Consider the following 18,219-nt stretch of genomic DNA (forward strand, 5'->3'; position numbering starts at 1 on the left):
GAGGGTCAGTCGTCCGAGGACGGTCAGCCCGCCTGGACACCGGCCTCCACCGGCAGCAGGAAGCCCTGCTCCACCAGCAGCCGGATCGCGCCCGGCGTGCGGTCGCGCAGCACCACAGGGTCCTCCCCGACCAGCTGCGCGATGGCGTCCAGGATCCGCCAGGCAGGCAGCGACCCGTCGCACACGCCCGCGAAGCCCGCCCCGACGGTGTCCACCTTGGTGGCCCGCCGCATCCCGCGCTGCTGGCGCAGCACCACGTGCTCGGGGTCCTCGGCCCCGGGCATGCCGACCTGCTCCTGGACGACGCCCTCGGCCAGCTGGAAGTGGCACTCCAGGAGTGCCGCGTCGTCGGTCGCACGCAGGAAGTCCTGACGCTCGAAATGCTGAACCACCTCGCCGCCCAGCGGCTGTTCGACGGGGTGCGGCCACTCCTCCACCACGACCGCCGGCTCCTCCGCGCCGCTCTTCCTCAGCGTGATCCAGCCGAGCCCGACCGCTGTGGTGCCCCGGCGTTCGAACTCGTCGAGCCATTCGCCGTACCGGGCCTCGTACTCGGCCTCTCCTGCGCGGTGGTCCCCGGCGTCCCGCAGCCAGAGCTCCGCGTACTGCGTGACGTCCTGCTCCTCCCGCTGCACGATCCACGCGTCGCAGCCGGCGGGCACCCAGGAGCGCACGCGCTCGCGCCAGTCCTGCCCCCGCGGATGCTCCCAGTTGGCGAGCAGCTGGCAGTAGCCGCCCGGTGCCAGCCGCTCCCCCGCGTTCTCCACGAGGGTCCGGCACAGGCCGTCGCCGGACATGCCGCCGTCCCGGTACGTCAGCCGGGCTCCCGGGGAGATCACGAACGGCGGGTTGGAGACGATGAGGTCGTACGGCTCGTCGCCGGCGACCGGCTCGAAGAGCGTCCCCTCACGCAGGTCCACGCCGGATGCTCCGGAGAGCGTGAGCGTGAGCCCGGCGATGGTGACGGCCCGCGGATTGAGGTCGGTCGCGGTGACGCGGGTGGCGTGCTGCGCCGCGTGCAGGGCCTGGAGCCCGGAGCCGGTTCCGATGTCGAGGGCCCTGGCCACCGGCTTGCGGATCGTGATGCCGGCCAGAGTCGTCGACGCACCGCCCACGCCGAGGACGACGTCCCTGCCGTGCGTGCCCTCCGTCGTCCCGGCACCCGAGGCACCGCCGACGGCGCACCCGAGGTCGGCGACGATCCACCAGTCCTGGCCCTGGGGCCCGCCATAGGGCCGAACGTCAACGCTCGCCCGCACCAGTTCGCCGTCCCCGATGCCCGGTTCAGAGGCCGGCACCAGCCAGCCGTCCTCCAGCACCTCGTCGAGAGGCAGGGCGTCCCGCGCCCGCTCGCGGGGGACGCTCTGCTGAAGCAGGAACAGCCGGACGAGCGTCTCCAGGGGGCTCGTCCCGCGAGTGGCGCGCAGCGCCGGGACCATCTCGCTCCGTGCGAGGGCGGCATACGCGGGACCGCCGAGCAGGTCCAGCAGACCGTCGGCGGTGAAGTTCGCGGCGCGCAACGCCTCCCTCAGCCTGCCGGTGCGATCTGGGTCTGCTTCGGGTAGGCGCTCGCTCGTACTCACGCACCCATTGTGACGCCCCGGCCCGTACGTGTCCGCCGCCCCCGGTACGGGCGCGAGCTGGACGGCCCCGAAGGGCCCGCCGGACTACACGCCGGGCGCGCTCCCTGAACGCTTGCAGCCCTTCTGGTTGGCCATGGCCTTGCCGACCTCGCCGGACTGGAGCTTGCTCAGCGCCTTGTCGCCGCTCTTGCCGAGCGTGTCGAGCTGGGTGGCCACGTCCTGCAGGCCTTCTGCGAACTTCGACTGGTCCTTGGTGTCCAGACCGTCGACCGTCTTCTGCAACTGGCCGTACTTCGACGAGATGTTGCGCAGCTCGTCCACCGCGTCGGCGTGCAGCTTCTCGCCGTCGTCGACTGGCGGCGGGCCTGCGTTGTCCACAGCGGAGGCGAGGGACTTGTAGGCGCCGGAGATCTTCTTGAAGGCTGCGGCGTCGGTCTTCTTCACGTCCTCCGAGGAGTTCTTCTCCTTGGACGCCTCATTGATCGAGGCGTTGGCCTCCTGGATCTTCTTGACCTGAGGCTGCACGCCGTCGCAGACCTTCTTGGCCCACGCGTCGGCCTGCGCGCTGTCGTCGCTGCAACCGGTCAGCGCGAGTGCGATCGCCGCACCGCCGGAGAGTGCGGCCGCAAGTTTCTTGTTCACCGGATCGGTCCCTTCCGTGGCTGTTCGGCCCGGAACATACACGCCCGCGCACCGGCGGCGGCGAGCCGGGGAAGAAATATGTGTGGCATTGCAGCCATTTGCACCACCTTACCGACCGGTGTGTAGTGCCCCACAGACAACAGTGGGGCGGGCAGAGCGACAACGCGCCCTGCCCGCCCGTCTGTTGAACGACTGTGACCTGTCAGACCTCAGCCGGCCGTGACCGGGTCACTCGGCTTTGCCGTGCGCTCCGTCTCGTTGCCGGCGTCACCGCTCCCGTTTCCCGCGTCGGCATCGCTCATCGCGATACCGCGGCGCTTGGAGATGTAGACGGCACCGACGATGACTCCCGCGGAGAGGAGTGCGACGACGGCGCGCACGCCGACGCTCGCGTCGTCCCCGTGGGAGAACTGGATCACGGCGGGCGCGATGAGCAGCGCCACGAGGTTCATCACCTTGAGCAGCGGGTTGATGGCCGGGCCCGCGGTGTCCTTGAACGGGTCGCCGACCGTGTCGCCGATGATGGTGGCCTCGTGGGCCTCGCTGCCCTTGCCGCCGTGGTGCCCATCCTCGACGAGCTTCTTGGCGTTGTCCCAGGCACCGCCCGAGTTGGCCAGGAAGACGGCCATCAGCGTGCCCGCACCGATCGCACCGGCCAGGAACGCAGCCAGAGCACCGGCACCGAAGGTGAAGCCCACCAGGATCGGCGACAGCACGGCCAGCAGACCGGGCGTCGTCAGCTCCCGCAGGGCGTCCTTCGTGCAGATGTCGACGACGCGTCCGTACTCCGGCTTCTCGGTGTAGTCCATGATCCCGGGCTTCTCGCGGAACTGCCGCCGGACCTCGTAGACCACCGCACCCGCGGAACGCGACACCGCGTTGATCGCCAGCCCCGAGAAGAGGAAGACGACCGCGGCGCCGAGCATCAGCCCCACGAGCGTGCTGGGCTGCGCGATGTCGAGGAGCTGCAGCATCTTGCTGCTGCTCTCGCCGGCCTCGCTCAGCGCGCTGACGAGCTCCGTGCGGTACGAACCGAAGAGCGCCGCCGCGGCCAGTACGGCCGTGGCGATGGCGATGCCCTTGGTGATCGCCTTGGTGGTGTTGCCCACCGCGTCGAGGTCGGTGAGCACCTGGGCGCCCGCGCCCTCGACATCGCCGGACATCTCGGCGATGCCCTGCGCGTTGTCGGAGACCGGACCGAAGGTGTCCATGGCGACGATGACGCCCACCGTGGTCAGCAGACCAGTGCCCGCGAGGGCCACGGCGAAGAGCGCCAGCATCACGATGCCGCCTCCGAGGAGGAAGGCCCCGTAGACGCTCAGGCCGATCAGCAGAGCCGTGTAGACGGCCGACTCGAGACCGATGGACATGCCCGACAGGATGACGGTGGCCGGGCCGGTCAGCGACGTACGGCCGATGTCCCGCACGGGCTTGCGGTTGGTCTCGGTGAAGTAGCCGGTCAGCTGCTGGATCACCGCTGCGAGAACGATGCCGATGGCGACGGCGACGATCGCGAGGACCCGCGGGTCACCGCTGTGGCCGAGGATCTCCTGCGCATCGCTGCCCCCTACGCCCTTCAGGTCGGCGTAGCTGGAGGGGAGATACGTGAACGCCGCGATGGCGACGAGAACCAGGGAGATCACCGCGGAGATGAAGAACCCGCGGTTGATGGCGGTCATGCCGCTGCGGTCCTTGGTGCGCGGTGCCACCGCGAACACGCCGATCATGGCCGTGATCACGCCGATCGCCGGGACGATCAGCGGGAAGGTGAGCCCGTCGTTGCCGAAGACGGCAGTGCCCAGGATGAGCGCCGCGACCAGCGTCACGGCGTAGGACTCGAAGAGGTCCGCCGCCATGCCCGCGCAGTCGCCGACGTTGTCGCCGACGTTGTCCGCGATGGTCGCGGCGTTGCGCGGGTCGTCCTCGGGGATGCCCTGCTCGACCTTGCCGACGAGGTCGGCACCGACGTCCGCGGCCTTGGTGAAGATGCCGCCGCCGACACGCATGAACATCGCGATGAGCGCGGCGCCGAGGCCGAAGCCCTCCAGCACCTTGGGGGCGTCCGCGGCGTAGACGAGCACGACGCAGGCCGCACCCAGCAGACCGAGCCCGACCGTGAACATGCCGACGACGCCGCCCGTGCGGAAGGCGATCTTCATGGCCTTGTGCGAGACCTTGGTCAGGTCCGCGGGGGGCTCGCCCTCACCGGGGGTCGCCTCACGGGCGGCCGCGGCCACTCGTACGTTGCTGCGCACTGCAAGCCACATGCCGATATAGCCGGTGGCCGCGGAGAATGCCGCACCCACCAGGAAAAACAGCGAGCGTCCTACACGCTGGCTCATGTCATCGGCAGGCAACAGGAACAACAGGAAGAAGACGACGACGGCGAAAATGCCGAGTGTGCGCAACTGGCGGGCAAGATAGGCATTCGCGCCTTCCTGCACAGCAGCAGCGATCTTCTTCATGCTGTCGGTGCCCTCGCTCGCGGCGAGTACTTGACGGACCAGCACGACGGCGACGCCGAGAGCTGCCAGGGCGACCAGGGCGATCACGATGACGAGACCGCGATTGCCAGTGGTCAACATGGCATCAGCGAGGTGCTGGTGGTTCTGGGATGGGCTGAGGTGCCCCGCCATTCGTCCTCCTTGACGCTTGGCGCAGGGGCGCGCGGTTCGGTGGCCGGCTCCTGCTTGCAAAGATGTGGACGGATTGTAGGGATCAGCTCCGGAACAAAACAGTGCACCGTTTCGGCGAAGCCCCACCAACAGCGGAGATCAAATGGAGTTCGTGTGGCGAATTCGCTCGCACGAGGTAGCTTTACAAAAATGTTGACACTGTAAAAAATGATCGCTTCGAGAGCCTCGCAGGCCCCATTTTTCACATCAAAACAGTTCAGGGATTACCTCCAGGCACCGGGTCGGCGACCTCGGCCGATGCCGCTCGGCGCTGGGGCGAATGTGACGCATGTGGCCTGTGCGGTGATCTGAGAGTGCTTGATGAAGATCCCGCAACATCTTGCTACCGCTTCGGCAGTGGACCCCGGGCGAGCAGCGAAATGCCTGGTCAGCGCGTCGACGGGGGCGTGTGGCCGAGCGATGGGAAGATCGCGAACTCCCCTCCGGGGCTGCTGCCGGGGAGTCGTCCGCCGCCGCGATTTCCGGCCGCTGTTCCGGGGTTCCTGGGACCGACCCATCCACCCCGGCCGCCGGTTCTGTGGCGGGTCGCCGACCGGCCCGAGTGGCGTGGCCGTCAGGGGCGTCGGGTTCGCTCTCCGGTCGGTGCCGTGAGCGGGGCCGCGGCGACCGACGGCCGCGGCGGGTCAGGGGAGCACCGGCTCCGGCGCCACCGGCCAACTCATGCGGATCAGCCCGCCGTTCCCGTCCGCGGTCACCTCGACGTCGTCGACGAGACCGCTGATCACCGCGAGGCCCATCTCGCTCTCGGCCTCCTCGTCGTCGGCCGGAGCCGCGGACGCCGGGGTGGAAGCGTCGGAGCCGGCGTTGCCGTGTGCGGTGCCCGCTGTCGAGGTCCCGTCACCGACCTCGATGGAGAACTTCTTCTCGTCCTCGATGAGCGCCACGCGCACAGGGCTTTCGACACCGTGGAGCACATGCAGCCCGACTGCGCGCGAACACGCCTCGCCGACCGCGAGCCGGACCTCGTCGAGCACAGCCTCGTCGACCCCCGCACGCCGCGCGACCGCGGCAGCCACCAGCCTCGCCGTACGCACATGCTCCGGCAGCGCGCTGAATCGGAGTTCCACGATGGCCATGCCATCCCCCTCGAACTTTCCTTGAACACATTCCCGGGCACCGGGCTCCAAGAGCCCGGCACCTCCAACGTCGTTCCGGTATCCGGTCCGCTTGGGGCGGACGTCAGTCGGTCGCCGCGACGGCCTCGTCCACGGAGCCGTGGATCGGGAACACCTTGGTCAGACCGGTGATACGGAAGATCTTGAGAATGCGCTCCTGGTTGCACACCAGACGCAGCGAGCCTTCGTGAGCACGCACCCGCTTGAGCCCGCCGACGAGCACACCCAGCCCGGTGGAGTCCAGGAAGTCAACGCCTTCCATGTCCACGACGAGGTGGTAGCTCCCGTCGTTCACAAGCTCGACCAGCTGCTCGCGCAGCTTGGGCGCGGTGTATACATCAATCTCGCCACCGACCTCGACGATCGTCCGATCGCCTACGGTCCGGGTCGACAGGGACAGGTCCACGGATCCTCCAGCACCTTGCTATCGAGTCGTCCACCAACTGAGACATCCCGGCCGAGGAAAGGCCGGGACAGCAGGCGGATCGGCAGCCGCAGAAGCATTCAATCACTTACCGGCCTGCACGCACGACGCCTTGCTGTCTTTGTGCGTCGTGCAGGTGACACCACCGGAGTCCACGGCCGGCCGAGCCCAGCCGGCCGGCACGAGCGTACGCTCACCTGCTGTGCCCTCCCGCAACGTCCCGGAAAGCGATCCCCGCACGGTGCTCGCCCGACTCACCGCCGGGGACGGCCGGGCTGCGCGTATCACCCATACGGAGCACTTGCCCCCGCGAACAGGCCGCCATGCCGCCTGGCCCGAGCAGATCCGGCCCGAAGTGGCCGACGCCGTAAGGGAGTCGGGGATCGAGCGGCTGTGGGAGCACCAGGCGCGGGCCGCCCGGCACGCTCTGCGCGGGGAGTCAGTGATCATTGCCACAGGCACCGCCTCGGGCAAGTCACTCTCGTATCTCATGCCTGTGCTCAGCTCTCTCCTCGACGGTGCGGAGAGCGGTTCGGGCAGCTCCGCCGTACTTGCGGGCGACTCCGGCGAGGGTGCGGTGGCCGGGGGCCGCTTGCGGGACGGGACGCAGGCCGACGGCGGGGCGGAACCCGAGGGCGAAGCGCGCCACGGCGGGACGGGGCAGCGGCGGAGCCCGACCGGGAGCCGCGGAAGTACCGCCCTGTATCTGGCCCCCACCAAGGCGCTCGCCGCCGACCAGCGCCGCGCCGTCACCGAACTAGCCGCACCGCTCGGCACGGCCGTGCGCGCCGCCGTCTTCGACGGGGACACACCCGTCGAAGAGCGCGAGTGGGTGCGGGTCTTCGCCAACTACGTGCTCACCAACCCGGACATGCTGCACCGCGGAATACTCCCGGCCCACGCCCGCTGGGCCTCCTTCCTGCGCTCCCTGCGCTATGTCGTCATCGACGAATGCCACACCTACCGCGGGGTCTTCGGCTCCCACATCGCCCAGGTTCTGCGGCGCCTGCGACGGGTGTGCGCCCGCTACGGATCCGACCCCGTGTTCCTCCTCGCTTCCGCGACGGCCGCCGACCCGGGCGAAGCGGCGACCCGGCTGACCGGGGTCCCTGTGGCGGAAGTGACCGAAGACACCTCCCCGCGTGGCGAGTTGGTCTTCGCCCTGTGGGAGCCCCCCCTCACCGAGATGGAAGGTGAACGCGGCGCCCCAGTGAGACGCACCGCGACGGCCGAGTCCGCGGAGCTCCTCACGGACCTTGCCGTTCAAGGTGTGCGCACTGTGGCCTTCGTCCGCTCACGGCGGGGGGCGGAACTCATCTCGCTCATCGCTCAGGACCGCCTCGCCTCCGTGGACCGCTCGCTGAGCGACCGGGTCGCTGCGTACCGGGGCGGATATCTCCCCGAGGAGCGCCGCGCCCTCGAACGCAGCCTGCACAGCGGCGAACTCCTCGGCCTCGCCGCCACGAACGCCCTGGAACTGGGCGTCGACGTCTCCGGTCTGGACGCCGTACTGATCACCGGCTATCCCGGGACCCGTGCGTCCGTGTGGCAGCAGGCCGGCCGTGCGGGACGAACGGGAGAGGGAGCCCTCGCTGTCCTGGTCGCCCGCGACGACCCCCTCGACACCTATCTCGTGCACCACCCCGATTCGCTCTTCCGGACACCCGTCGAATCGACCGTCCTCGACCCTGACAACCCCTACGTCCTGGCTCCCCATCTCTGCGCGGCAGCCTCCGAGATCCCCCTCACCGAGGCCGACGCCGAACTCTTCGGACCCGGCTTCTCCGAACTCCTGAGCCAGCTCGAGGAGCGCAAGCTCCTCCGCCGCCGCGGCGGCTCCTGGTACTGGACGCTCAAGGAGCGCGCCTGCGACCTCGCCGACATCCGCGGTTCGGGCGGCACGCCCGTGCAGGTGGTCGAGGACGGCACAGGCAGACTTCTGGGCACCGTCGACGCGGGCGCGGCCCACGCCACCGTCCACGAGGGGGCCGTGCACCTGCATCAGGGACGCACCTACGTCGTCCGGCAGCTGGACCTCGAGGACTCCGCGGCCCTCGTGGAGGAGGCAGCGCCTCCCTGGACGACGATGGCCAGGGACACCACGTCCGTCGCCGTGCTGGAGACGGACGAGGAAGTCCCGTGGGGCGACGCCCGGTTGTGCTACGGGACGGTGGAGGTGACCAATCAGGTCGTCTCCTATCTGCGCCGCCGCATCATCACGGGCGAGGTCATGGGCGAGACCAAACTCGACCTTCCACCGCGGACTCTTCGCACCCGCGCCGTCTGGTGGACGCTCACCGAGGACCAGTTGGACAGGGCCAGGATCAATCCCTCGGTGCTCCCGGGCGCACTGCACGCCGCCGAGCATGCAGCCATCGGTCTGCTGCCTCTTTTCGCGACGTGTGACCGCTGGGACATCGGCGGGGTCTCCATCGCGCTGCACCCGGACACCCTGCTGCCCACCGTCTTCGTCTACGACGGGCAGCCCGGCGGCGCCGGCTTCGCCGAGCGGGCCTTCCGCACGGCACGCGAGTGGCTGACCGCCACGCGGGACGCCATCGCCGCCTGCGAGTGCGAGGCAGGTTGCCCCTCCTGCATCCAGTCGCCCAAGTGCGGCAACGGCAACGACCCGCTGCACAAGCGCGGCGCCGTCCGTCTCCTGACGGAACTGCTGACCTCCGCCGCCTGAGTCCGGCGGTCGCGAGGCGCGTGCAGCGGAGACTCGGCTGCCGACGTCACCTGCCATGGCGATCCCGTCGAGCACGGTGTCGGCAGGCCCGGCGCGGGCCCGCACCGTCGGGGCGTAGGGGCCGAACCGCACCCGCGCGGAGACGTCCGCGACTTCGCCGGTGACCGCGCACCGTACGAGCTGAGCGTCCTGGGCGCGGGCGACCTCGGCGGCAGCGGCACAGGCCCTCGCCCGTCCTTCGAGGGCGCGATCCGCGGCGGCCAGGGCCGACAGGTCGGCGACGCCGCCCGCACGATGCCGGGCGGAGACCGCTTGACCGAGGCCCAGCACCACCGAGACCGCGGCGCATAGCACCACCCCGCTCAGGGCCGCCCACACCGTGGCGGATCCCCGGTCACTTTCCTTCAAGGCCCGCAACCCCCGTTCCCTCCTCGGACATGGCCACCGCCTCCGCATCGAGGCCGAGGGTCAACGGCCCCGGACCGGCTGTCCGTGCGTGCACGCGGACGCGCACCAACGGCCCCTCCCGTGCTGTCTTCACCACGGCTCCATGGGGGGCCGCCGACAGCGCCGCCGATCGCACCGCTTCCCCCGTCTCACCGCGTGCCGCTGCCCGCGCGCCCGCCCTCGCACCGTCGACGCACTGGATGTGTGCCGCCGCGGCCATGACGCCCCACAGGAGCATTCCGAAGAGGAGCACAAGGGCGGGAATGACCACCGCTGTCTCGGCCGTCACATAGCCGTCCTCAGAAGCGGGCATGAAGGGCCCGCTCGACCAGCTGCTGCAGCTCGGAGCTGACCGCACCGCTCGTCACGACCTTGTAGAGCACCGCGGCGAAGCCGCACGCGGCGATGGTCCCCACCGCGTACTCCGCTGTGCTCATCCCCGCTTCCGACTTCAACTGCCCGCCGGTGTCACGCATTCGGCGGCGGATGGCGGCTGCCAGCCGTACGGACCCGGAGCGTGCGGCACGTGCGGCCTCACGGAACTTTCCGGACATCGTTCCCCCTGCTGTCGTTGATGTCTTCTACTGCTGTCCTCGCTGTGGCGCTGTCGGCCCGCCTTGCTGATCGGCCCGTCGCGTCTAGGCGCCCGCCGCTGGAATGGCTCGCTCAGAGCAGCGAGCCCGCAAGGCCCATCACGACAGGCGCGACACCGACCGCGAGGAAGGCCGGCAGGAAGCACAGACCCAGCGGCCCGGTCACGAGGACCGCAGCCCTACGGGCACGTGCCGAGGCCTGGCGGGCCCGGCGTGCACGGAGTTTCTCGGTCGGCCGGGACACTTGGGCCACGGCCGGGACTCCCGCTGTACCGGCCCGTTCCATGCTGCGGACGAAGCCCTCACTGCCGGGCAGGGACGCGAAGTGCCCCCACGCCGCTGCCGGTTCGGCTCCGAGCCGCAGCTCGGCGGCCGTGCGGATCAGGCGTATGCCGAGCGGTCCGCCCAGCGAGCGGCCGACCGCGTCGGCAGCCTGCGCCGGACCCGAACCTGCTGCCAGGCAGGCCGCCATCAATTCGGCTGCCAGGGGAAGCTGTTCGGCTGCGGCGCTCGCTTCGGCTGTCTCATCTGCCGTGGCCGCGATGGCCTCCTGACGGCGCATCCACCACCTCACGCCGCACGCGCCCGCTCCCGCGAGGACCCATCCGGCGACTCCGCCAATGACGACCACCGCGAAGGCCGCGACCCCCAGCGCTGCTCCGGCCTCCCTCAGAGCGCGCCGGCCGGCTGTCCGTGCGGGCCGCAGGGCTCCCTCGCCGACGAAGCGCCGGAGCCTGCCGCGTGGTTCGAGGCCGGGTGCTGCGAGCAGCTCTCGCGTCCGGTGCCGCACCGTGCGAGCACGCCACAACTCCCGCATGGAAGCCGCCAGGCACCCTCCGCTCCCCAGCAGCAGCACCAACCATGTCCGCGCTTCCGTGGGGACGCCGAAGTACGCCTCGTTCATGACGACTCCTCTCCTCGCGGCCTGCTTGGCCCTTCCGCCGTGCGTACGAGCCGGGCGACCCAGGCGATGCCCGCCCACTCCAGAAGCCCTCCGACGACGAGACAGATCAGCCCTGCCGTGCTGTGCAGCAGAACCCGGGCGGGATCAGCACCCATGGCTGTGCCCAGCAGCAGACCGAAGACCGGGAGCAGCGCGAGTACGACGGCCGTGGAACGGGGCCCTGCCAGCAGCGCCTGCAGCTCCTCGCGTTGGTCGCGTTCGGCACGCAGGGCGTCGGCGACCTTGTCGAGGCCGGTGGCCAGGCCCGCGCCTCCCTCGACGGCGACCTGCCAACACGCCGCGACCCCTCGGAGCCCTTCCGCACCGGGACTTCGAGCGGCTTCCCGCAGCGAACCAGGGACATCGCCGCCGAAGCGCGCAGCCGCCAGCACCGCCGCACCGCCGTCTCCCAGCTCCCGCAGCGCGATGCCTCCTGCCGACAGCAGGGCCCGGTCCGGCTGCCTGCCCGCCCGCAGTTCGCCCGAGACCGCCGCGCAGAGCTCCATCACCGCAGCGGCCCTTCGCTCGTCGGCCCTGCCTCGCTCACGCTTACGCAGCAGTCTCCGTACGACGGGAACGGCGACCGCCCCAGCCACGAGTGGAAGCCAGGACTCACCAAGCAGCGCGAGCACCGCGCCGCCGAGCGCGCACCACCACGCCCTACCGGACGGAGCTCCGAGCCGGCCGCGTAAGAACGCGGCGAATTCGCCGAGCCTGAGCGATCGTCCGGGCCGGGCCTCCGATGCCCGGCCCGCCCCGGCCAGCATCAGCCTCGCCCGGCGCATCCCGTCGTCCCGTCCGGCCATCAGCCAGGCAGCCGCCCCAGCACACACCATCGCCGCATAGACCGGCGCGGTCTCGACAACCGTCGCTCCGTGCACCACGGCCCCTGTCACCTCGATCCCCCCTCATGCGCGATACCTGGGCCCACGGAGAGGGCGTTGGAGGGGGATGGGCTCTTCTGCCATCGCCCGGCTCCTACACGCGCGCGACGTCTGCCACCTCGCCCGCACATCTCCCACAAGCGGCCGGCACCCCGCTCCTCCAGGAATCCGCTCTCGTCCCACACCAGTGCGGGGACCGTCGAGACAAGGCCCTCCCTGTTCCGTGACAGCACATGGATCTCCGCGATGCGCCGGTTTCCCGATGAGTCGCGCACCAGGTGCACCAGCACGTCGAGTGCCGCGGCGAGCTGGCTGTGCAGAGCGGTCCTGTCCAGACCCGCCGTCGTACCCAGAGCCTCCAGGCGGGCAGGGACATCGCCCGCGGCATTCGCGTGCACCGTCCCGCATCCGCCCTCATGGCCCGTGTTCAACGCGGCCAGCAGATCCGTCACTTCGGCTCCGCGCACCTCACCGACCACCAGCCTGTCCGGCCGCATGCGCAACGCCTGCCGGACCAGATCGTCCAGCGCGACCCGCCCGGCGCCCTCCTGGTTCGGCGGTCGCGCCTCCAGGCGTACGACGTGGGGATGGTCGGGGCGAAGCTCAGCCGAGTCCTCGGCGAGCACGATCCGCTCATCCGGACCCACGAGCCCCAGCAGCGAACTCAGCAGCGTGGTCTTGCCCGAGCCTGTGCCCCCGCTGATCAGGAACGAGAGCCTCGCCTCCAGCACGGCGCGCAGGATCCTCTCCCCGCCCGGCGGCACCGTCCCCGCCGCCGCCAACTCCCCGAGGCTGAACGCCTTGTGGCGCACCACCCTCAGCGAGAGACACGTCGACCCCACCGCCACCGGCGGAAGCACCGCGTGCAGCCGCGTGCCGTCCGGAAGCCGGGCATCCACCCACGGCCTGGCGTCGTCCAGACGGCGCCCTGCGGACGTGGCGAGCCGCTGGGCCAGCCGCCGCACTGATGCCGCGTCGGTAAAACGCACATCGGTCCGTTCCAAGCCTCTGCCCCGGTCGACCCATACCTCGTCGGGACGGGTGACCAGCACGTCCGTGACGTCCGGCTCCGCCAGCAGTGGCTCCAGCGGGCCTGTGCCCACCATCTCCGAGCGCAGGGCCTCCACGACGCCCAGCACCGCGCTGTCTCCCAGCAGCCGTCCGTGAGAACGCAGCGCCGCTGCCACCCGTGCCGGCGTCGGTTCCGCTCCCGTCTCGGCCAGCCGTCGCCGCACCACGTCGAGCAGCGCCGGCTCCCCCGCCCGGGACGTGGCCGCCTCGGACGCCGCAGTGCCTACGCCCGCCCCGGCGGATTCACCGGCGCGCTGCACGCTCGTCCCCACCGGCCCCCGCCTCGCGCTCATACGGAGACACCCCCGCCGCTCACTCCGCCGCTCAGCGCCTGCGCCCAGAACTCCCGGCAGAAGCGGGCGAGCACCCCACTCGTACGCGCCCCGGGCGGCACGCCCCGCTCCGCGGCCTCCAACAACCCGGGCTCCCAAGGCAGTTCGCCCGCGAGCGGGAGGCGCAGAAGCCTGGCCACCTCGCTCTCGTCGAGGCCCGGCCCGTAGCCGCGCGGGCCACCGGGGCCGCCGGGCGTGCGCACGACCGCCCTCAGGTCACGCAGCACCATCTGCGTACGCGAGGCGACCCGGTGCGCCGCTGCCACGGCACGCAACTCCGCCGGAACCAGCAGCAGTCCGAGGTCCGTCTGCGCCAGGGCCTCCGCCACCGTCTCGTCCACACGACGGGGCAGGTCGACGACGACCACGCCACCGCGCCGCCTCGCGGCGGACAGCACGGACTTCATCGCGTCCGCGGGGATCAGCACGGAGTCCCCCCGGTCCCAGCTGAGCACGCTCAAGTCGTGCAGCCTCGGCAGCGATTCCTCGAGCGCACCGCCGCCGACCCGCCCCCGGGACTCCGCGAACGCCGGCCATCGAAGTCCCTCCGTCCGTTCTCCGCCGAGCAGTACATCGAGGCCACCCCCGAGGGCGTCGCCGTCGACGAGCATCGTGCGCCGGCCCTCCCGCGCGGCCGTGACGGCCAGGGCACAGGCGAGCGTCGACGCACCGGCGCCACCACGTCCGCCGAGGACCCCGACGGTCAGGGCAGGCCTGCCCACGCACTCGGACGCGTCCGCGATACGGCCCGTCAGCCAGCTCTCGGCGTCGGGCAGCATGACCACGCCTTCCGCTCCGATGCGCGCGCCGCGCTCCCACACACCCGGGTCGTCCATGTCCTTGCCGACGAGGAGCACTCCTGGCCTGCGCAGGATTCCGGAAAGCTCTCCCCCCGCGGCTGAGCTGAGCCCCCGAGCGCCCGCGCAGTCGTCGCCGACAAGGACCAGAGGTGCCTTCTCCCAAGCCTTCGCGCCGCCCCACTCCGCCCATGCCATCCGGTCATGCGGAGCTCCGTGCACAACTTCCGCTTCTGCCCCGGCAGCTGCACACAGCCTCAGGAGATCGTCAAGGAGTTCTTCGTCCTCAGTGACAATCAGAATGGTTTCGGCCACGTTCCGGACCCCCTTCGCAGTTCACTGCCTCACTCCCGCAAACACCTGCGGGCCCTGTCCGGAATCACTGTGCGGTGAACGCGAAAAGCTTGGTGATCACGGTCCAAAACTGTGGACTTGCCGGGAGTTGTGAATAACTCCGTCACCCATCCTGGCGACTCCCACAGGGGAGCTCGGCGGTTACACTCAGTTACGAGTCCGAGGGTCCGGCGATCGGGCTCGTAAAGATCACCAAGAGACGGGAGAACGATCAATGAAAGGCGAAAAGGGCCTTGGACATGCGACGACCCCCGCCGGGGGGGAGAGCGGGGGTCGTCCCCAGGGCCGACTCGGGGGGGGAGGAGTCGGGCCGGGTTAGCACGGTCGCGAACGATCCGTGACTTCCATGGTGTACCCGAGGGCCTTCTCAGGCAAACCCACGCGCCCCACCTTACGCCGAATGGTTGGCACCTATGCTCGGCTTCGTGGAAAACCTAGCGATGCGCCGCACAGCCGCGTTCTTCGATCTGGACAAGACGGTCATTGCGAAGTCGAGCACGCTCGCCTTCGGCAGATCCTTCTACCAAGGTGGCCTGATCAATCGCCGTGCCGTACTCCGCACCGCATATGCCCAGTTCGTATATCTCCTCGGAGGCGCCGACCACGATCAGATGGAGCGGATGCGGGAGTATCTCTCCGCTCTGTGCCGTGGCTGGAACGTCGAGCAGGTGAAGGACATCGTCGCCGAGACGATCCACGATCTCATCGACCCGATCATCTACGACGAGGCGGCCTCCCTCATCGAGGAGCATCATCTCGCAGGCCGTGACGTCGTCATCGTCTCGACCTCGGGTGCCGAAGTCGTCGAGCCGATCGGGGAGTTGATCGGCGCGGACCGCGTGGTGGCGACCCGGATGGTCGTCGAGGACGGCTGCTACTCCGGCGAGATCGAGTACTACGCCTACGGCCCTGCCAAGGCGGAGGCGATCGCGTCGCTCGCGGAGTCCGAGGGATACGACCTGAGCCGGTGCTACGCGTACAGCGACTCGATCACCGACATTCCCATGCTGGAAGCCGTCGGCAATCCCTACGCGGTCAATCCCGACCGCGCGCTGCGCAAGGAGGCCGCCGGGCGTGACTGGCCGGTCCTGACCTTCTCCCGTCCGGTCCGTCTCAAGGAGCGCGTCCCGACCCTCTCCCTGCCGTCGCGGCCGGCGCTGGCCATCGCCGCGGCAGCGGTGGGTGCGGCAGTCGCGACGGCCGGACTGGTCTGGTACACGAGCCAGCGCAGGAGCGCCCGGTTCGAGCAGTTTTGAGGGCAAAGGTAAAGTTCGGAAGCCAGGGGTTCCACATCATCGCAGCGCGCAGTACAAAGGAATTGACGGCCCGCGAGACCAGCGGCGACAGAGAGTTCGCCGGTACGCACAAGGCCCCACGGACCGCCTTGCATGAATATTGGGTACCCACGCGACGCTGAGCCCACGTATCGGGCGGACCCGCCAGGAAACGGGCGAAGCACCCGGCCTGACGGGAAGGATGAGAGCACGCACTGGTAACCCGGTATCCGTGCCAGCGGCGGCACCGTCCACGGCGGTGCCGCCGCAACTGTGTTCGTGCGGCGGCCGAGGCCTTGCGGCCCGGCGCGTGAGCCCTGACCCGCTTCCGCGCTTCCGCGCCGCCGTCAGACCCGCCCGCCCCGATGGGCGGGTCTGCCGAGCCGGAACGCGCGGGCTACGCGGCCCCGCGCTGCAGCGCCTCGCACACCGCGGTCGTCTCGCGCACGCCCAGTTCGAGGGCCTTTCCGCAGTGCCCGATCCATTCGGCCATGCCCTCGGGCGTCCCGGCGGCGTACGCGGCCAGCGCACGCTCGTACGCCTCGCGGCCCAGCTCGGCCTGGCCGACCTCGGCCGGGCAGATCGACTTGGGGTCCAGCCCGCTCCCGACGAGGACGATGCGCTCGGCCGCGCGCGCCACCGGCCCGTTGAAGGAGACGAACGGCCGCAACGTGGCCAGTTCCCCGTGCACGACCGCGGCGAGCACCAGCGCCGGCGTCTCGCTGCCGTCCACGACGATCCGCGCGAGCGCGTCGAGTCGGGCCGCCACCTCCTCCGCGTCCGGCGGCTCCTTCCCGAGCGCCGGTCCGCTCACCGGCTCGCCCGCGAGGCGCGGCCGGCCGACCGTCCCGTCGTCCCCGGCGCCTCCCGCGGCGACGAGATGCAGCCGCGCCAGCACCCGCAGGGGCGACTGCCCCCACACGTCGAGGAGTTGCCCCGCCTCGGCGGTCGTGCGGAGCGCCGCACCGACCGTGCGGGGTTCGCCCTCGCCCCCGAAGTCGGTGCGCCGGCGCAGCTCCTCCAGGGGCCAGTCGGCGCCCTCGAGCGCGGCAGAGGCACGGGCCCCGCGCAGTGCCGCCTCCGCGCTCACCTCGCTGCTGCGGCGGCGCATCACGCGGTGCCCGTAGATCCTGTCCACGGACTTCCGTACGGAGTCGACGGCGTCCGCGACGCCGGGCAACGCCCCCAGCGGAGCCAGGGGATCAGCGGAGCTACTCATGCGTATGACCCTACGCGCAGGCCGTGCCGCAACTCGCGTCGCACGAACGAGTGGTCCTTCTCACCCCGTCCCCGTGGCCCCCGGGCCGATCCCCCTACGCTCTCGTACATGAAAATCGCTTTCGTCGGCAAGGGCGGCAGTGGCAAGACGACACTGTCCTCACTGTTCATCCGTCAGCTGGCCGCCGCGCACGTCCCGGTGGTCGCTGTCGATGCGGACATCAATCAGCACCTCGGCGCCGCGCTGGGGATGGACGAGGCCGAAGCGGCCGCGCTCCCCTCGATGGGTGCGCAGCTCCCGCTCATCAAGGAGTGGCTGCGCGGCTCGAATACGCGTATCGCCTCGTCCGAGACGATGATCAAGACGACGCCGCCGGGCCGGGGCTCACGCCTGCTGCGGATCACCGACGACAACCCCGTCTACGACGCGTGCGCACGCACCATCGCCCTCGACGGCGGCGAGGTTCGGCTGCTGGCCACGGGGCCGTTCACCGAGGCCGATCTGGGTGTCGCCTGCTATCACTCCAAGACCGGGGCGGTCGAGCTCTTCCTCAACCATCTCGTCGACGGGCGCGACGAGTTCGTGGTCGTCGACATGACCGCGGGCAGCGACTCCTTCGCGTCCGGAATGTTCACGCGCTTCGACATGACCTTCCTCGTCGCCGAGCCCACCCGGAAAGGCGTCTCGGTTTATCGCCAGTACAAGGAGTACGCGCGGGACTTCGGCATCCAGCTGCGCGTCGTGGGCAACAAGGTGCACGGCGAGGACGATCTGGACTTCCTTCGCGAGGAGGCCGGCGACGACCTGCTGGTCTCCTTCGGGCACTCCGACTGGGTCCGCGCGATGGAGAAGGGCCGGCCCCGTTCGCTGGCCGACCTGGAGCCGTCCAACCGCCGGGCGCTGGGGGTGCTGCAGGAGGCCGCGGAGGGCGCATATGAGAAGCGCGACCGGCAACGCTACACACGGCAGATGATCCACTTCCATCTGCGCAACGCCGAGAGCTGGGGCAACGAGAAGACGGGCGCGGACCTGGCCGCCCAGGTGGACCCCGACTTCGTGCTCGGCGAGCAGCCGGTGCCTCAACCCGTCTGAGCGACCGCCCTAACGGGCAGGCCGCGGACGGAGGTTGAGGAACCGCCGTCCACGGCCGTGCCCG

15 protein-coding genes and 1 pseudogene are annotated in these 18,219 nt (G+C 70.4%); 3 read left to right on the forward strand and 13 right to left on the reverse strand.

Annotated elements, in window-relative coordinates:
* Positions 1 to 23: 23 nt before the first annotated feature.
* The 5 genes from I004_RS0129935 to bldG all read right to left on the reverse strand — a co-directional run bounded on the left by I004_RS0129935 (position 24) and on the right by bldG (position 6,442).
* Complete coding sequence (locus tag I004_RS0129935) at positions 24 to 1,583, reverse strand: DUF7059 domain-containing protein (RefSeq protein WP_028438483.1); 1,560 nt, start codon at positions 1,581 to 1,583, stop codon at positions 24 to 26.
* Between the two features lie 84 nt (positions 1,584 to 1,667).
* On the reverse strand, positions 1,668 to 2,225 hold the full coding sequence (locus I004_RS0129940; RefSeq protein ID WP_028438484.1) for a hypothetical protein: 558 nt from the start codon (positions 2,223 to 2,225) through the stop codon (positions 1,668 to 1,670).
* 209 nt (positions 2,226 to 2,434) lie between these two features.
* Positions 2,435 to 4,861, reverse strand: a complete 2,427-nt coding sequence (locus tag I004_RS0129945) for a sodium-translocating pyrophosphatase (RefSeq protein ID WP_028438485.1) — start codon at positions 4,859 to 4,861, stop codon at positions 2,435 to 2,437.
* Positions 4,862 to 5,544: 683 nt separating this feature from the next.
* Positions 5,545 to 5,997, reverse strand: coding sequence for an ATP-binding protein (locus I004_RS0129950; protein WP_028438486.1), 453 nt, complete (start codon positions 5,995 to 5,997; stop codon positions 5,545 to 5,547).
* 103 nt (positions 5,998 to 6,100) lie between these two features.
* Complete coding sequence (gene bldG, locus I004_RS0129955) at positions 6,101 to 6,442, reverse strand: anti-sigma factor antagonist BldG (RefSeq protein ID WP_019547857.1); 342 nt, start codon at positions 6,440 to 6,442, stop codon at positions 6,101 to 6,103.
* A gap of 220 nt (positions 6,443 to 6,662) precedes the next feature.
* On the opposite strand from bldG, the gene I004_RS37045 reads away from it, so the two are divergent.
* On the forward strand, positions 6,663 to 9,149 hold the full coding sequence (locus tag I004_RS37045) for a DEAD/DEAH box helicase (RefSeq protein WP_037978472.1): 2,487 nt from the start codon (positions 6,663 to 6,665) through the stop codon (positions 9,147 to 9,149).
* 96 nt (positions 9,150 to 9,245) lie between these two features.
* On the opposite strand, the pseudogene I004_RS38775 reads toward I004_RS37045, so the two are convergent.
* The 7 genes and pseudogenes from I004_RS38775 to ssd all read right to left on the reverse strand — a co-directional run.
* A pseudogene (locus I004_RS38775) lies at positions 9,246 to 9,605 on the reverse strand (Rv3654c family TadE-like protein); the annotation flags it as partial.
* On the reverse strand, positions 9,544 to 9,909 hold the full coding sequence (locus I004_RS0129965) for a TadE family type IV pilus minor pilin (protein WP_028438487.1): 366 nt from the start codon (positions 9,907 to 9,909) through the stop codon (positions 9,544 to 9,546). The pseudogene I004_RS38775 and the gene I004_RS0129965, both read right to left, overlap by 62 nt.
* On the reverse strand, positions 9,896 to 10,150 hold the full coding sequence (locus I004_RS0129970; protein ID WP_028438488.1) for a DUF4244 domain-containing protein: 255 nt from the start codon (positions 10,148 to 10,150) through the stop codon (positions 9,896 to 9,898). The genes I004_RS0129965 and I004_RS0129970 overlap by 14 nt, the downstream gene beginning before the upstream one ends.
* Positions 10,151 to 10,262: 112 nt before the next feature.
* On the reverse strand, positions 10,263 to 11,093 hold the full coding sequence (locus I004_RS40650; protein WP_078511934.1) for a type II secretion system F family protein: 831 nt from the start codon (positions 11,091 to 11,093) through the stop codon (positions 10,263 to 10,265).
* Positions 11,090 to 11,968: a type II secretion system F family protein gene (locus I004_RS0129980; RefSeq protein ID WP_037978560.1), complete on the reverse strand. Its 879-nt coding sequence runs from the start codon at positions 11,966 to 11,968 to the stop codon at positions 11,090 to 11,092. The genes I004_RS40650 and I004_RS0129980 overlap by 4 nt, the downstream gene beginning before the upstream one ends.
* Positions 11,969 to 12,024: 56 nt before the next feature.
* Positions 12,025 to 13,380, reverse strand: a complete 1,356-nt coding sequence (locus I004_RS37050) for a TadA family conjugal transfer-associated ATPase (protein ID WP_078511935.1) — start codon at positions 13,378 to 13,380, stop codon at positions 12,025 to 12,027.
* Positions 13,377 to 14,531 (reverse strand): septum site-determining protein Ssd, encoded by a 1,155-nt coding sequence (ssd, locus tag I004_RS37055; RefSeq protein ID WP_028438491.1) that lies wholly within the window; start codon positions 14,529 to 14,531, stop codon positions 13,377 to 13,379. Before ssd ends, I004_RS37050 begins: the two co-directional genes overlap by 4 nt.
* Before the next feature lie 452 nt (positions 14,532 to 14,983).
* Here ssd and I004_RS0129995 point away from each other — a divergent pair, with 452 nt between their 5' ends.
* Entirely contained in the window at positions 14,984 to 15,826 is an 843-nt protein-coding gene (locus I004_RS0129995) for an HAD family hydrolase (protein ID WP_028438492.1), read from the forward strand.
* A gap of 415 nt (positions 15,827 to 16,241) precedes the next feature.
* Here the strand turns inward: I004_RS0129995 and I004_RS0130000 are convergent, their stop codons facing one another.
* Entirely contained in the window at positions 16,242 to 17,063 is an 822-nt protein-coding gene (locus I004_RS0130000; protein ID WP_028438493.1) for a Fic family protein, read from the reverse strand.
* A gap of 108 nt (positions 17,064 to 17,171) precedes the next feature.
* Here I004_RS0130000 and I004_RS0130005 point away from each other — a divergent pair, with 108 nt between their 5' ends.
* Positions 17,172 to 18,155, forward strand: coding sequence for a nucleotide-binding protein (locus I004_RS0130005; protein WP_028438494.1), 984 nt, complete (start codon positions 17,172 to 17,174; stop codon positions 18,153 to 18,155).
* Positions 18,156 to 18,219 lie beyond the last annotated feature (64 nt).

This window comes from Streptomyces sp. TAA486 (assembly GCF_000426165.1).